The 15003-nt window shown below is 66.1% G+C and carries 12 protein-coding genes, 1 tRNA gene and 1 CRISPR repeat array; of the genes, 11 read left to right on the top strand and 2 right to left on the bottom strand.

Going from position 1 to position 15003, the window contains the following annotated elements:
- Positions 1-6 precede the first annotated feature (6 nt).
- The 7 genes from FOZ76_RS01205 to FOZ76_RS01175 all read left to right on the top strand — a co-directional run bounded on the left by FOZ76_RS01205 (position 7) and on the right by FOZ76_RS01175 (position 5164).
- Positions 7-615 carry an outer membrane lipoprotein LolB gene (locus FOZ76_RS01205; RefSeq protein WP_143946327.1) on the top strand — a complete coding sequence of 203 codons (609 nt, stop codon included), beginning with the start codon at positions 7-9 and terminating at the stop codon, positions 613-615.
- A complete protein-coding gene (gene ispE, locus FOZ76_RS01200) occupies positions 612-1676 on the top strand; it encodes a 4-(cytidine 5'-diphospho)-2-C-methyl-D-erythritol kinase (protein WP_143946292.1) in 1065 nt (354 codons plus the stop codon). Before FOZ76_RS01205 ends, ispE begins: the two co-directional genes overlap by 4 nt.
- An 8-nt stretch (positions 1677-1684) precedes the next feature.
- Positions 1685-1758: transfer RNA gene (locus FOZ76_RS01195), tRNA-Gln, on the top strand.
- Positions 1759-1946: 188 nt separating this feature from the next.
- A complete protein-coding gene (locus FOZ76_RS01190; RefSeq protein WP_170235246.1) occupies positions 1947-2897 on the top strand; it encodes a ribose-phosphate pyrophosphokinase in 951 nt (316 codons plus the stop codon).
- Between the two features lie 108 nt (positions 2898-3005).
- Complete coding sequence (locus FOZ76_RS01185; RefSeq protein WP_143946291.1) at positions 3006-3611, top strand: 50S ribosomal protein L25/general stress protein Ctc; 606 nt, start codon at positions 3006-3008, stop codon at positions 3609-3611.
- A gap of 195 nt (positions 3612-3806) precedes the next feature.
- Positions 3807-4400, top strand: a complete 594-nt coding sequence (pth, locus tag FOZ76_RS01180; RefSeq protein WP_143946290.1) for an aminoacyl-tRNA hydrolase — start codon at positions 3807-3809, stop codon at positions 4398-4400.
- Positions 4400-5164 carry a CPBP family glutamic-type intramembrane protease gene (locus FOZ76_RS01175; RefSeq protein ID WP_143946289.1) on the top strand — a complete coding sequence of 255 codons (765 nt, stop codon included), beginning with the start codon at positions 4400-4402 and terminating at the stop codon, positions 5162-5164. The genes pth and FOZ76_RS01175 overlap by 1 nt, the downstream gene beginning before the upstream one ends.
- Positions 5165-5252: 88 nt before the next feature.
- Here the strand turns inward: FOZ76_RS01175 and FOZ76_RS01170 are convergent, their stop codons facing one another.
- Positions 5253-6257, bottom strand: coding sequence for an asparaginase (locus FOZ76_RS01170; protein ID WP_143946288.1), 1005 nt, complete (start codon positions 6255-6257; stop codon positions 5253-5255).
- Positions 6258-6534: 277 nt separating this feature from the next.
- On the opposite strand from FOZ76_RS01170, the gene FOZ76_RS01165 reads away from it, so the two are divergent.
- Positions 6535-7311, top strand: coding sequence for an MOSC domain-containing protein (locus FOZ76_RS01165; protein ID WP_143946287.1), 777 nt, complete (start codon positions 6535-6537; stop codon positions 7309-7311).
- 92 nt (positions 7312-7403) lie between these two features.
- Positions 7404-8471: a CRISPR direct-repeat array (repeat unit 29 nt; unit sequence GTGTTCCCCGCGCGAGCGGGGATGAACCG).
- Between the two features lie 251 nt (positions 8472-8722).
- Here the strand turns inward: FOZ76_RS01165 and cas3 are convergent.
- Positions 8723-11470 (bottom strand): CRISPR-associated helicase Cas3', encoded by a 2748-nt coding sequence (gene cas3 / locus FOZ76_RS01160; RefSeq protein WP_170235245.1) that lies wholly within the window; start codon positions 11468-11470, stop codon positions 8723-8725.
- A 283-nt stretch (positions 11471-11753) separates the two neighbouring features.
- Between cas3 and casA the strand changes: the two genes are divergently transcribed.
- From casA to cas7e, 3 genes are read left to right on the top strand one after another with little or no spacing between them, the layout of a single operon-like run.
- A complete protein-coding gene (gene casA, locus FOZ76_RS01155; RefSeq protein ID WP_143946285.1) occupies positions 11754-13328 on the top strand; it encodes a type I-E CRISPR-associated protein Cse1/CasA in 1575 nt (524 codons plus the stop codon).
- Positions 13289-13972, top strand: coding sequence for a type I-E CRISPR-associated protein Cse2/CasB (casB, locus tag FOZ76_RS01150; RefSeq protein WP_143946284.1), 684 nt, complete (start codon positions 13289-13291; stop codon positions 13970-13972). The genes casA and casB overlap by 40 nt, the downstream gene beginning before the upstream one ends.
- Positions 13969-15000 (top strand): type I-E CRISPR-associated protein Cas7/Cse4/CasC, encoded by a 1032-nt coding sequence (gene cas7e, locus FOZ76_RS01145; RefSeq protein WP_143946283.1) that lies wholly within the window; start codon positions 13969-13971, stop codon positions 14998-15000. Before casB ends, cas7e begins: the two co-directional genes overlap by 4 nt.
- Positions 15001-15003 lie beyond the last annotated feature (3 nt).

Below are 15003 nucleotides of genomic sequence, written 5' to 3'. Positions count from 1 at the left end.
GCGCAGGTGACGGCCGTCGCGCGGCGGCGCCGCGCCTGGGCCGCGCTGCTGCTGGCGGGCGCCGTGCTGGCCGGTTGCGCCGCGCCGCCGGCGGTCGCGCCGGTCGACGAGGCTGCGGTCAGCGCGGGCGCGATCGCCCGCAGCGGCCGCTTCGCCCTGCGCTCGGACGAATACAGCGGCAAGCAGCACGCCGTGCAGGGCGGCTTCGCGTGGCGCGACGACGGCCGTGCGCTGACGCTCGATCTCAGCTCGCCGATGGGGGCGATCATCGCCCGCGTGGAAGTGGCGCCCGACGGCCGTGCCGTGCTGACCGAGGCCAACGGCACCGTCACCGAAGCCGACACCGCCGAGGCGCTGGTCGAGCGGGTGCTCGGCAGCCCCTTCCCGGTGCAGGGCCTGCGCTACTGGCTGCGCGGCGGGCTGGCCCCCTCGCCCGCGGCGCAGGTCCAGGAGCGCGACGCGCAGGGGCGCCCGCAGGCGTTCGCCCAGGCGGGCTGGCAGGTGCGTGTGACCGATTACGATGCGCTCGGCCCCGTGCGCATGGAGCTGCAGCGCGACGAGCCGGGGCGTGGGCGTATCCAGGGCCGCCTCGTCATCACGCCGCCGGCGCCATGAGCCAGAGCACCCCGCCCGCGGCCGCCGATGCGCTGCCGCCGCCCATCCTGCGCGATGTGCCGGCGCCGGCCAAGATCAATCTGTTCCTGCACGTGGTGGGACGCCGCGCGGACGGCTATCACCTGCTGCAGACCGTGTTCCGCTTCGTCGGCCTGGCCGACACCCTGCATTTCCGGCGCCGCGACGATGGCGTCATCCGCCGGGTGACGCCGATCCCGGGCGTACCCGAAGCCACCTGCCTGACCGTCAATGCCGCGCTCGCTTTGCGCAGGGCAACGGGCTGCCGCCTGGGCGTCGACATCGAGGTCGAAAAGCGCATACCGGCCGGCGGCGGCCTGGGCGGCGGCTCCAGCGATGCGGCCAGCGTGCTGCTCGCCCTGAACCGGCTGTGGGGTACCGGCCTCGGCCGCGCCGAGCTGCAGCGCATCGCGCTGCCGCTGGGGGCGGACGTGCCCGTTTTCGTGTTCGGCCAGAATGCCTTTGCCGAAGGCGTCGGCGAGGCGCTGCGGGCCGTGAGGCTCGCGCCACAGTGGTACGTCGTCATCCAGCCGAACGCGCATGTGCCGACGGAGGCCGCTTTTCGCGCCCAGGAGTTGACGCGCGATACAAATCCTGTCAAAATCTCTGACTTTCCTGGCTCGGTTGCTCGGCATTCAAGCGCAGCCGGCGAGGAAAAAGTGCAGGACAACGTGGTTGGGCCCAGAGCTTCTGACGGCGCAGCAACGCAGGCCTTGGGGCTGCCTGAGTATTCGTTTCTCGGCAGCTTCGGCAAGAACGATCTCGAACCCGTGGTATTCTCCCGGTTTCCAATGGTTGCTCTTGCCAGGCTTGTCGCTACGCAGGCACTCCGGCGCTCCGGTGGGGATACGCGCAGCACCGTGCGGATGTCCGGTTCCGGCGCCTGTCTCTTCGTAGAGTGCGCTTCCGAAGCCCAAGCCCTTGCACTGGAAGCCGAAATCGCAGCTACAATGCGTCAGTCGAATTCGGCCAAGGATGCGATCAGGGCCGTGACGGTTTGTCAAGGTCTCGATGGGCATCCACTGCAGCACTGGGCCGCATAGGCCGCCGTTGGGGAGTCGCCAAGTTGGTTAAGGCACCGGATTTTGATTCCGGCATTCGAGGGTTCGAATCCTTCCTCCCCAGCCCCGCTTTCTTTCCCGAAGGTTTGCCTGATTCCCGAAACGCACGTCATGCTGGGCATGAGCCCGCGCTGTCGTCGAGTCTTCCGGAAAGAAAGTTCCTCCATTCCAGCTACACGTTCGCCAGGCTGTTGAACGCAATGTGCGCTCAACAGCCTTGTTGTTGGTGCAACAGGTAACGGACTCGGCGCAATGACGCGACAAAACTTCATGATTTTCACCGGCACCGCGAACCCGCGGCTGGCGGTAGACGTGGCCAATCACCTCGACATGCCCCTGGGCAAGATGACCGTCGGTCGGTTCTCCGACGGCGAGGTGATGGTGGAGATCAACGAGAACGTGCGCGGCAAGGATGTGTTCGTTCTGCAGCCCACCTGTGCGCCCACCAACGACAACCTGATGGAAATCATGGTGATGGTCGATGCCCTGCGCCGCGCGTCGGCCGGCCGCATCACCGCCGCCATCCCGTATTTCGGCTACGCCCGCCAGGATCGCCGCCCGCGCTCGGCGCGCGTGTCGATCTCGGCCAAGGTGGTGGCCAACATGCTGCAGGTCGCCGGCGTGGATCGCGTCCTCACCATGGATCTGCACGCCGACCAGATCCAGGGCTTCTTCGACATCCCGGTCGACAACATCTACGCCGCGCCGATCCTCCTGGGCGACATCTGGAAGCGCAGCCTGGACAACCTGCTGGTCGTGTCGCCCGACATCGGCGGCGTGGTGCGCGCCCGCGCGCTCGCCAAGCGCCTCGAGGCCGACCTGGCGATCATCGACAAGCGCCGCCCGCGCGCCAACGTCTCCGAGGTGATGAACATCATCGGCGAGGTCGAAGGCCGCAACTGCATCATCATGGACGACATGGTGGATACGGCCGGCACGCTGTGCAAGGCCGCCGCGGCCCTGAAGGAACACGGCGCCCTGAGCGTGGCCGCGTACTGTACGCACGCCGTGCTTTCCGGCAACGCCATCGAACGCATTTCCGAATCCGACCTGGACAGCCTGGTCGTGACCGACAGCATTCCGCTGTCCGACCCCGCCAGCGCCTGCGGCCGCATCCGCCAGCTTTCGTGCGCTGCGCTGCTGGGCGAGACGATGCTGCGCATCTCGCACGCCGAGTCGGTCTCCTCGCTGTTCGTCGAGTAAGTATTCTGGTTTTCACGCCCGGGCTGGTCGCGGCCCTGGCGCAAAGGCGTGCCGCCATGTCGGCGGCGCGCAGTTTCCGGCGGCCCAGCCGCCATCACGGAGAAGTCCATGCAATTCAACGCCACCACGCGTAGCGTCCAGGGTTCGAGTGCGAGCCGCCGCCTGCGCCGCGCGGGCCGTGTCCCGGCCATCGTCTACGGCGGCGAAGGCCAGCCGCTGAGCGTCGAGCTCGACCACAACGAAATCTTCCACGCCCTGCGCAAGGAAGAGTTCCACGCCTCGATCCTCGACATGAAGCTCGACGGCAAGAGCCAGAACGTGCTGCTGCGCGCCGTGCAATGGCACGCCTACAAGCCGCAAGTGCTGCACGTCGACTTCCAGCGCATTGCCGCTGGCCAAGCCGTGCACACCAAGGTGCCCCTGCACTTCGCCAACGCCGAGAACTCGCCGGCCGTCAAGCTCGCCGGCAACGTGATCAACCACGTTCTGAACGAACTGGAAATCTCGTGCCTGCCGAACGACCTGCCGCAGTTCATCGAAGTCGACCTGTCGCAGATGCTCGCCGGCGCCACGCTGCACCTGAACCAGGTCAAGCTGCCCAGGGGCGTGACCTACCTTGCGCACGGCGGTGACGCCAACCCGGCCCTGGCCGTGGCGCTGGCCGTCGGCGGTGGTGCCGACGCCGCTGCCGAAGGCGAAGCCGACCAGGCCTGATCCTTCGCGCTGTCGCTTCCATGCACGAGCCCCGGCCGCCTTTGGCAGCCGGGGCTCGTTGCTTATGGGACCGGTGCTGCGTCCCGGGAGTGCCGGTGCGCTCGCCTTCGCCTTCGCGCGAACGCACCCGTTCGGGCGAGGTCGAATCCGCTTTGCGCGACGAAGCCCGCGCGCCGTTGATGTATAACGCCACCCATGCCGCAACCTATCCGCCTCATCGCGGGCCTGGGCAACCCCGGCCCCGACTACGAAAAAACCCGCCACAATGCGGGCTTCTGGCTCCTTGACAGCCTGGCCGACGATGCCAGGGCCAGCTTCGCGCTGGAGAAGGGCTTTGCCGGGCAAGTCGCCAAGGTGCGTCACGACGGCGAGTGGGTCTGGCTGGTCAAGCCCATGACCTACATGAACCGCTCCGGCCAGTCGGTCGGCGCGCTCGCGCGCTTCTACAAGATTCCGCCCGAGCAGGTCCTGGTGGTGCATGACGAACTCGATCTGCTGCCCGGCCACGTCAAGCTCAAGCAGGGCGGCGGCCACGCAGGGCACAACGGCTTGAAGGATATCCAGGCCGCGCTGGGCTCGCCGGCCTTCTGGCGTCTGCGCGTGGGCATCGGCCATCCGCGCACCCTGGGCCTGGCCCAGCCGGTCGTGGATTTCGTCCTGCACCCGCCCCGGCGCGAGGAGGGCGAGGCCATCGATGGCGCGCTCACCCGGGCCCGCGCCGTGATTCCGGCCCTGATGGACGGCAAGTTCGAGCTTGCCACCCGCCAGTTGCACGGCGACAACCCCTGATGGCGCAGGCCCGCGTCATTCGCTTTCGCGACGAGTTTCGCGACTTCCTGCGCTTCGTGAAGCGCCCCACGCCGGGCCCGCGCCTGCCGCGCGCGGCCATGCCGGCGCTGGCCGCCGATTGGGTGGGCAGCATCCGTATCGGGCGCCTGCTGCGCTGGGTGCTGGTGCTGTGGCTGGTGAACCTCGCCGTGCTGGGACCGGTCGCTGCCGCGGTCGCCTCGATGAGCGGCGCGAGCCACCGGCTCGACCCGACCCAGTTGCCGCTGATGCTGGCCCTGGTCTGGGCGCCCATCGTCGAAGAACTGATGTTCCGCTTCGGCCTGCGCCGTCCCGGCGCCGCGCTGTGGCTGCTGCCGGCGTTCGTACTGATCGTGATCTACGGGCGCAGCCCGTGGCTCGGCAGCCTGCTCGCGGCCCTGCTCGCGCTCACCGCCTGGCCGCGCTTGCCGGGCGTGCGCTGGCGCCTGCGCACATGGCGGCGCTACCGACGCTGGTTCCCCTTCGTCTTCCACGTCGCCGCGTTTGCGTTCGCCATCCTGCATCTGCTGAACTTCACCGCGCTGGGCGGCGTGACGTGGTGGCTGCTGCCCCTGTTCGTGCTGCCGCAGTGGGTGACCGGCCTGGTCCTCGGCTGGATGCGCGTGCGCACCGGCATCGGCGCCTCGATCGCGCTGCACGCCATGTTCAACACGGGGCCCGTGATGCTGTTGCTGCTGCTGAGCTGGGCGGCGTCCATGGTCGAAGACAGCCTGAAGGCGATGTAGCGGGAGCCTGCGCAGGAGCGGTGAGGCGCACCCGATCAGGGCGGTCGGGCTCATCGCCAGCGAGATGGCGATTCCCGCGCGAGGCCCGTCAGCCGGGCAGCGGCGCTGCCCCGTAGCGATGCAGCGCATCGGCGATCGCCGGCTTGTCCGCCCCGCCGGCGAGCAGCGCCCAGAGCAGCAGCCGCGCCTTGCGGGCTTCCAGCCAGCCCGCCATGAAGGCGCCGCGGTGGATCAGATCGATCTCCGAGCCCACGTAGCCATAGGTGGCCCGGGTCGTCGGGCCCGCGCCCGTGCGGCTCGCGATCACCACCGGGATGCGGGCCGCGATGTCGTCGATGTGCTGGGCATAGGCATACGGCACGTGACCGGAGCCGAAGCCGGCGATCACGATGCCGTCGTAGCCCGCGTCGCGCGCCAGCAGGGCGAGCGTGCCGTCGTCGCCCATGCCCGCCTGCAGCAGCGCCACGCGCGCCTCGCGCACCGGCGCGGGCAGAGGCGCGAGACGTGGCGCAGCCGGGTGCAGAAAGCGCACACCGCCCTCGATGATCGCGCCGACCGGCCCCGTCTCCGGGGACTCGAAAGCCTGCACCGCCAACGTGTGCCGCTTGCGTACCCAGCGAGCGGCGTGCACGGTGTCGTTCATCACCACCAATACGCCGCGCTTGCGGCTCGCAGCCTCGCCCGCGGCCAGCACCGCAGCCAGCAGATTGGCGGGCCCGTCCGCGCCCGCCGCCTGCGGCGAGCGCATCGCGCCCGTCACCACCAGCGGCTGCGCACGTTGCCAATACAAGTCGAGCAGAAACGCCGTCTCTTCGATACTGTCCGTGCCCTGCGTGAGCACCACCCCCGCCGCGCCCGCGTCGACTTGCGCCTGCGCCCAGGCCAGCGCCGCCCGGCATTCCGCGAAGCCGATCGATGCACTGGGCAACTGGAACAAGGGCTCGGCGTGGATCTGCGCCACGTTCGCGAGCCCAGGTACGCTGGCCACGAGCTGCGCCGCGTCCAGGCGCGGCACCACGCCGCTCGCGGCGTCGGCGGCCGTACTGCTGATAGTGCCGCCCAGGGAGGCGACGGAGATGCGGGGGAGAGTCATGGCGGGAACTGTAGCACCGAGAAAGCCCGGTGCGCGGGCGATCGCCGGGTGAGTCCGGCAACGAATCGTGGCTCGAACGGCCGTGAACGGCATCCGCTCCGCAGCGCGTCGCGCACGGACCGCCTCGACGTAATATCTCGTCTGGCCGGCGCCGACCGCCGTGTGCCGCCACATGCCCTGCAGGCCGGCCTCTTCAACCGCGTGTCGTAGCACGTTGCCTGTCCCGCGCACCTCGCCGTGCTGCGCCGTTCTTCACTACCTGCTTGCCGAGATTGCCGTGGCCACCGTCTCCGCCCTCTATCGCTACCCCGTCAAGGGCCTCTCGCCCGAACCCCTGGACCACGTCGAACTCGCCGCCGGCGACGGCTTTCCACTGGATCGGCGCCTCGCCATCACCAACGGCGGCTGGGAGTACGACGACGCCGCCTACAAACCGCTGCGCAAGACCTTCTTCGTCGTCCTCATGCAGCACGCCGCCCTGGCCGCGCTGCGCACGCGCATCGAGAACGACGGCGAACGCCTCGTCGTGCAGGCGCCCGATGGACAGCGCCTGGTGGCCGACCTCGATGACCCCGCCTCGTTGAACGCTTTTTCGGACTTCCTGGCGGCCTATCTACCGGACAAGCTGCCCGGCAAGCCCTGCCTGGTGAAGTCGGAACGCCATCGCTTCACTGATGTCGCCGCGCGCGGACCGAACTACATGTCGGCCATCTCGCTAGTGAACCTCGCCAGCGTGCGCGCACTGGAACAGGCCAGCGGCCAGCGCATCGCCCCCCTGCGCTTTCGGGCCAACGTCTATTTCGATAGCGACACCCCATGGATCGAAAACGACTGGATCGATCGCGACCTCGCCATCGGCGACCAGGTGCGGGCGCGGGTGCTGCGCCGAACCGTGCGTTGCCCGGCAACCGAAGTGGACCCTGCCACCGCCGAGCGCGACATGGACGTGCCGGGGCTGATCCACCGGCATTTCGGGCATCGGGACATGGGGGTGTATGTGGAGTTGACGGAGGGCGGGGTGGTGCGGGCGGGGGATGGAGTGGGGGTGGTTTGAGCGCCGGTTGGTGAGCGGGTTGTTGCGACGCAGCATTTGGTAGAATTTTGGGTGTTGGTTTTGTCTTTAAAAATCAAGTGGTTGCGTTAAGTGTGTTCCCCGCGCGAGCGGGGATGAACCGTCCTTTTGCGCAAGTCCGGTCACCCGACCAAAGTGTTCCCCGCGCGAGCGGGGATGAACCGTAGCCATGAGCATGTGCGAGCGCTTGCAGGATGTGTTCCCCGCGCGAGCGGGGATGAACCGTTTGTCGATCAGGCTGTCATCCTCGATCACCCGTGTTCCCCGCGCGAGCGGGGATGAACCGCGCGATGTCGGCCTGTTGTTCAGCCAGACGCTGTGTTCCCCGCGCGAGCGGGGATGAACCGGGCGGCGAGCTGGCAAAGCTGGCCGGCGTGTTGTGTTCCCCGCGCGAGCGGGGATGAACCGGGCGGCGAGCTGGCAAAGCTGGCCGGCGTGTTCGTGTTCCCCGCGCGAGCGGGGATGAACCGATCGACATCGACGCTCTTTCGAACGAGCTTCGGTGTTCCCCGCGCGAGCGGGGATGAACCGCACTTACGATGTTTCAGGGCGGACTAGTTTCTGTGTTCCCCGCGCGAGCGGGGATGAACCGTCCGCTCAGATCGGCATGGCCGTTGTGCTGGTGTGTTCCCCGCGCGAGCGGGGATGAACCGGATGTCAGGGTAGGCGGCGTTGTAAGACCGCGGTGTTCCACGCGCGAGCGGGGATGAACCGTCCGCCAGAAGGCCTACCTTCTCGAGCGCGCCGTGTTCCCCGCGCGAGCCGGGATGAACCGTCGATGGTGTCGACTACAGGGCGAATAGAGTGGTGTTCCCCGCGCGAGCGGGGATGAACCGCACTTCGTCGAGCCAATGCCGTGCGACCATCTGTGTTCCCCGCGCGAGCGGGGATGAACCGCCGCGAAAGTGCTTGAAGAGTCGCCGTGAGCGGTGTTCCCCGCACGAGCGGGGATGAACCGGACTGTGTGCGGCCTCCGGTCTGGCGGGACGCGGTGTTCCCCGCGCGAGCGGGGATGAACCGTTCGTGTCCCCGGGCCTGCGCGGCGTACCCGAGTGTTCCCCGCGCGAGCGGGGATGAACCGATCAGGAAGTACTCGGGCATGCCGGCGCCCATGTGTTCCCCGCGCGAGCGGGGATAAACCGAGCTTGGCGCGCGCCGGGCCGTAGCAGTCGTGATGTTCCCCGTCTATGCGGGGATGAACCGTGGTGTGGCAGTTGGCCGACGCGAGCGCAGCATGTGTTCCCTGCGTATTCGCAGATGAACTACCGATTCAGAAATTTGTTCAGGCACCTTCGGTATGCTGTCCCGCTTATGAGCCTTTGCGTTCAGGCATTCTCTTGTCAGCCCCGAATGTACGAAGACGCCGTGCGCAGTCGCTGGTCAGCCCGAGACTTCACCACATAAGCCCATACACGTTGTCATACGTGAGCCGGACTTCGTCGCCGTCCGTGCGGGCGGCAATGCTCTCCCATGCACCATTGCCTCGGGGCAGCACCGGCATGACCAGCGCGGGCTCTTCCAGCACGCGATAGCGATCGCGCAGTGCCTGAATCTGCGTCTCATAGCGTACTTTCAGTGCCGGCCCCAGATCGGCGATCTGTCGCGCATCCACCCGGACGGCGGATTGATCCCACGCATGCGTGCCGTCCTGACGCCATGATTGAAGCGTGCCGTTGCACTCGACCGCGAGGAACACGGTTCGCGTTTCGTCCCCGAGCCGCGTGGGAACGACGCCGTTACCGTCCCAGAGCATGCTGTTGCTGTCCCAACAATAACCCTGTGCCATCGCCAGCGTATTGAATTCTCCCTGGCTGTTCATGGCGAGATCCTTTCCGAGCTGTTCATGAGTGGCTCTCAGCAGCGCATCCGGAATATCTTCGGTGTGTTCGCCGTAGACGGATTCCACGAGGTTGCGTACGGCACCGGGCTCGTCGGGCGTGCCTGGGCTGACGATGTACCCCGCCCGCAGCAAGGCGCGCGCACTGCGCCACAGATTGCCGACGTTGGGGTAGACATGAACTGCCTTGGGAAAGAGTCGAGCGTACCAATGGCTGTCAGGCTCTTCACTGGGTTCCGGCATGAGCACATACAGAATCGGCTCGGGTCGGTGCTCTCTGCCGTCCGGCGAAGGGGTCCCATCCGCCAGGCGAGCGTGTCGTTGCAGCCGACCGGCACGCTGGATGATGAGATCGATGGGCGCGAGGTCGGTCACCATGATGTCGACGTCGAAGTCCAGGCTTTGCTCGAGCACTTGGGTGCCCACCAGTATCCGCCCCCTGCGTACTGCACCGTCCGACTTTTTCCCATAGTCGCGCAGCACTCGTGCTTCGATGTCCAGGCGGTCGCCCATCGCGTAGCGGCTGTGGAAGAGGTCGGCCCGACCCTGGCCCAGCCGAGCCTCGAGCATCGCGTGGGCACGGCGGGCATCGTCCACGGTGTTGCGGATCCAGCACACGCAGCGGCCTTGCTCGGCCTGCTCGGCGAGCAGGTCGATGACAGTTGTCTCATCATGCAGCGGGGCGATGCGCACGCGGCGCACCAGCGATGCGCGTGTGTCGCAGGTGTCCACGCTCACGGTCTGGCCGATTCGGGTCGCGAGTGGATATCGAAGGTCGGCGGCAAGCTCTGAGTCTTGTATATTCAACCCGGTACGGTAAACTTGCGCAAGCTCCTGACGGAAGGATGCAGGCAGCGTTGCCGACAGCAGGATGGCGCTACCGTTCTGACGAGCATGGGCTTCGAGCAAGTGCTTGAGCAGCGCGCGCATGTAGGTGTCGTAGGCATGCACCTCGTCCACGATGAGTACTTTCGACGACAGGCCCAGCAGTCGCAGCGACTGGTGCCGCACGGGCAGAACGCTCAACAACGCCTGATCCAGCGTCCCCACGCCCACATCGGCGAGTAGAGACTTCTTGCGGCTGTCGGCCAGCCATGCGTTGCATTGCACGGATGCGGTGTCTTCCCCGTCGGTGTAGCGAGGGTCGGAAGGCTGCGCATTGTATTGAAGAACGCTGTCGGTGAAACCATCGACGAGTTCGCGCGCGCCGTGAGCAAGGACGAGAGACGGGTTTGCCGATGGCATATAGAAACGTCGGTAGACGCGGCCCACCCGTTCATACATCTGGTTGGCAGTCGCCATGCTTGGAAGCGCAAAGTAAAGACCGTGCGCCTGACGGCTCTGGAGCAGGCGCTGCGCGAGGATGAGTGCGGCTTCGGTCTTGCCGGCGCCAGTCACATCTTCCAGCAGAAAGAGTTGAGGTCCCGCATCGAGCTTACACGTGGCGGCGTGGGCCTGCAGCGGCGTGGGGTGTTCGAGATGGTCGAACAGCTTCAACGGGCTGGGCATCGGCTGCACGGGCTGCGGGCTCAGGCCGGCCATTCGCAAGGCTCGGCGGGCTTGCGGCAATGCGATCTGCTCCCAGTAAGTGGACAGCGGCATGGGCTCGCTGCGATAGGGAAAGAGGGCTTGATTCGAACCCAACCAGTCGGCAAGTACCGCGAGGCCGGCAAGCCGCCAGGTGTGGGCTTTCAGCGCGGGGGCCTGTTTGCGGGTAGGTACCGGCAGTTCGTCCGGAAGCCAGAGGCGGGCAGCTTCACTGGTGAAGGCGCAGGCGGCATCGACATCGTCGGTCGTGAAGTCCTGATGGGCTTCCAGGATGGTGAGCCCGCCGTTGCCGGCTTCCATCGGAGGCTTGCCGTGGTGGCCCACCGCGCTGCCAATCCAGATCTGCCAGAAGGATGACGTCGATGCCGGCAGATGATTCTCGAGGCGCTCCGCGAGCCTGTCCACCCAGAGTGTCCTGCCCAGGGTGTCGTGCCGGTACTTGTATACCTTGCCCTTGTGGTTCTGGACCAGTTCCGGCGAGAGTCCGGGCGCCAAACCTTGAAAGCTGGAGGCGAACTTGCCGAGATCGTGCTGACCGAGAAAATATGTCGCCAAGGCCTCGATCACGGCGAGCGGCCAGCCCAGGTCTTCGGCCAGCCGGTGCAGCGAAAACTGCGGGAGCTGCAGCAGGAGTTGGCCGCAGGCGGCGACGTCCAGGCTGTGGAAGGCAAGCTGATGATAGCGCGGCCCGTCCAGACAGTCTGGGCGTGCCTTGCCCCAATAGCGAAAATAGGACGGTACTGAGGCTTCGGACATGTGTATGGCGTTGCGCTGCTTGAGAAGCGGACTCGCGATCGATTTCTTCGCTGATACCGTTCGGTGTGATGTGGGATTGTCATTTATCACGCACCTGCGGAGTGTTGTCATTCCGCGTAGTGACACTCATTGACGAGTTTCGCATCTTTTGTGACACTTGGATTCATTCGGCATCATTGCTGTCTGATCAACGGGATGTTTCTCGATGACTTTTGTTTCGATGCTGTTCCCTGCCCAAGCGGCATATTCCACAGGAATTGTCGCCATGGCACGGAGGCTGTGAGTGAATCTCATCACCAGTTCTTGGATACCCGTCGTTCGAAAAAACGGCACCGCCTCCCTAATGTCGGCGCTGGAGATCACCCGGCCCGAACACCTCGACATCGCCGCACCCCGCCCGGACTTCCAGGGCGCGATCTACCAGCTCCTGATCGGCGTATTGCAGCTCGCGTTCGCCCCCGAGGATGTCGAAGAGTGGCGCGAATACCTCAAAGACCCTCCCGATGCCCAAGCGCTCGCGCAACGCCTGGGCCCCTGGCTGAGCGCGTTCGAACTCGAAGGGGACGCTGCCGCCTTCATGCAGGACATGGCGCTGCCGGCTGATGCGAATCACCTGAGCGTGCTCGATCTATTGATCGACGCCGGGTCGGAGAGCAACCGGTTCTTCAACAAGCCGTCCGACGAGCCGGGGTTCTGTGAGTCCTGCGCAGCGCAGGCGCTGTTCACGCTGCAGATCAACGCGCCCTCCGGCGGTCGTGGTGTACGAACTTCGCTGCGCGGCGGTGGGCCGATGACGACCTTGCTGCTGCCGCGCGACGAGGACGCCAGCCTGTGGCAACGCCTGTGGTTGAACGTCATGCCTGCGCCCGCGCTGGCGTATCCGCCCGTCGAAAAACCAGGTTCGGTCTTGCCCTGGCTGGTACCGACACGCACTAGCGACGGCGCGCAGGCGCGGGAAACTCTGCCCCAGCTCGGCGTGCCCAGCCCTGACACCGTGCATCCTCTGCAAGCCTACTGGAGCATGCCCCGGCGCATCCGGCTGGACGCCGCGACGGCCTGCGAAGGCCAGTGTGCGATCTGTGGGGCGGATGGCGTGCGGCTGTTCCGGCATTACCGCACTCGCCATGGCGGAACTAACTATACGGGGCCGTGGGTACATCCGCTGACGCCCTACAGCCTGGATCCAAAAGGTGAATCGCCCCCGTTGTCCGTCAAGGGGCAACCGGGAGGTATCGGATACCGGCACTGGCTGGGGCTCACCATGGGGCGGCCGAACGCCCAGCCCAGGGCAGCCACGACGGTGGCTCACTACCACGCCAAGGTTCGTCGCCCGCAGACGCGTTTGTGGTGCTTCGGCTTCGACATGAACAACATGAAGGCCAGGTGCTGGTATGACAGCACATTGCCTGTGCATACCGTACCCACGGAGATGCACAACACCTTCATCGGGCATGTGCATCTGATGATCGACGTTGCCGCCGATGCCGCCTTCGTATTGCACAGGAACGTCAAGGCAGCATGGTTCAAGGTGCCCGGCGATGCAGCACCCGAGCCCGCGATACCGCAAAGCTTCTGGGAGGCGTCCGAACCCGAGTTCTACCGCTGCATCGATGCGCTCGCTCAGTGCGATCTGGAGGATAACGGGCAGGTCGCCGCGGTGATCCTGCGGTGGCTGCGTGCCGTGCGCGCTGTTGCCATGTCGCGTTTCGAGCACTGGACGCAGAGAGGGCCGGTCGAGGACCGTAACCTCAAACGTGTCGTCGGGGCTCAGGTGCAGTTGAGCAAGGATCTGAACAACGGTAAAGCAGCCAAGGAGGCATGGACGTTCGTGAACAGCCAGAACAAGGAAGCGGCATGAAGGGGCGCACACCGTACCTGACGCCACAGCAGAGCAAGACCGTCCGCGATTGGTGGGAAGCATTGCAGCCCCGGGACATCGATCAGCCCAAGCCTTCAGCCGGGCGCTTTTCGTTCGATCGGGGCGACCGGGCGCGGCTGCGAAGGGGGACGAACCCGGACGACCTGATGCTCGCTCGGGCGGCGTACGTGCTTGCGCGAGAGCTGGATCGCAGCAGTGTCGATTCGGACGGTGCCCTGGCCGACATGGCGGAGTACGAGCGGGTGGCGATCGCCGCCGGGGTGCTGGCTCAAGTGCGCGAAGACGCCAAGGACGGCAAGACATTGCTCTGGCACCTCGGGCTCGCCGCGACCAAGGGCGCGGACGCGCAGCCGCTGCTGAACGAGATCCGCTTCAAGCGTTTGCTCAAGGCGTCCTCTCCCGCGGATGCGCACATGCAGCTCGTGCGGGCCGTGAAGATCGCCGGCAATAAAATCGATGTGGCTCAGTTGGCCAACGACGTACTCGCCCTGCTGGATCAGATGGGAAGTGTGACGGTCGCGCCGGCGCGCAATGTCAAGCTGCACTGGGCACATGACTATTACCTGACCGCCAAGGACCAGAAAGCCTTGGCAACCGTACAAGACAAGGAACCGACGGCATGACCCGCTTCATTCAACTGCACCTGCTGGTGTCGTATCCGCCCGCCAACCTGAATCGCGACGATCTGGGCCAGCCCAAGACAGCGCGCATGGGCGGCGTGGATCGCCTGCGGGTCTCGTCGCAGAGCCTGAAGCGCGCGTGGCGCACGTCCGAGCTGTTTCAGCAGCAGCTCGCCGGCCAGGTCGGCACGCGCACAAAGCGCCTCGGCAAGGAAGCCTATGATGCGTTGATCGCGGCCGGGGTGGCCGAAAAGTCGGCCAGGGAATGGGCCGGGCAGATCGCCAAAGTCTACGGCGCCGTCAAGAAGGACAATCCGCTCGAGATCGAGCAACTGGTGCATGTCGCGCCGCAGGAGCGTGCGACCCTGGATGCCTTGGTGGCGCGCCTGGCCGAAGAAAAGCGTGCGCCTACGGACGAGGAACTGGACGCTCTGCTGCATCGCCAGACCGCGGTGGACGTAGCCATGTTCGGGCGCATGCTGGCCTCCAAACCTGAGCACAACACCGAAGCCGCGGTGCAGGTGGCGCACGCGCTCGGCGTACATGCCACTGTCATCGAAGACGACTATTTCACGGCGGTGGACGACCTGAACCAGGACGATCCCGGCGCCGCGCATATCGGAGAGACCGGTTTCGCGGCTGCGGTCTTCTACCAGTACGTCTGCATCGACCGTGAACTGCTCAAGCGCAACCTGGGCGGGGATGAGGCACTCACCGAAGCTGCCTTGCGCGCCTTGATCGAAGCCGCGCACAAGGTAGGGCCGAGCGGCAAGCAGAACTCCTTCGCAAGCCGTGCGTATGCCCACTATTGCCTAGTGGAGAAGGGCGATCACCAGCCGCGCTCGTTGTCGCTCGCGTTCCTCAAGCCGGTCGGCGGTGCCGATTACGCGAGCGATGCGGTGGCGGCGCTCGAACGTGTGCGCGAGAACATGAACCGGGTGTATGACGCCGAAACGCTGTCCCTGAGCCTCGACGTCATGAAGGGCGAAGGCAGCCTGAAGGCCTTGATCGATTTCGCTGTGGCGGAGTGAGGT

The organism is Verticiella sediminum (assembly GCF_007558815.1).
GTDB classification, from domain to species: Bacteria; Pseudomonadota; Gammaproteobacteria; order Burkholderiales; family Burkholderiaceae_B; genus Verticiella; species Verticiella sediminum.
The sequence above is the reverse complement of the archived record's forward strand: the minus strand, read 5'-3'. Positions and strand labels throughout refer to the sequence as shown.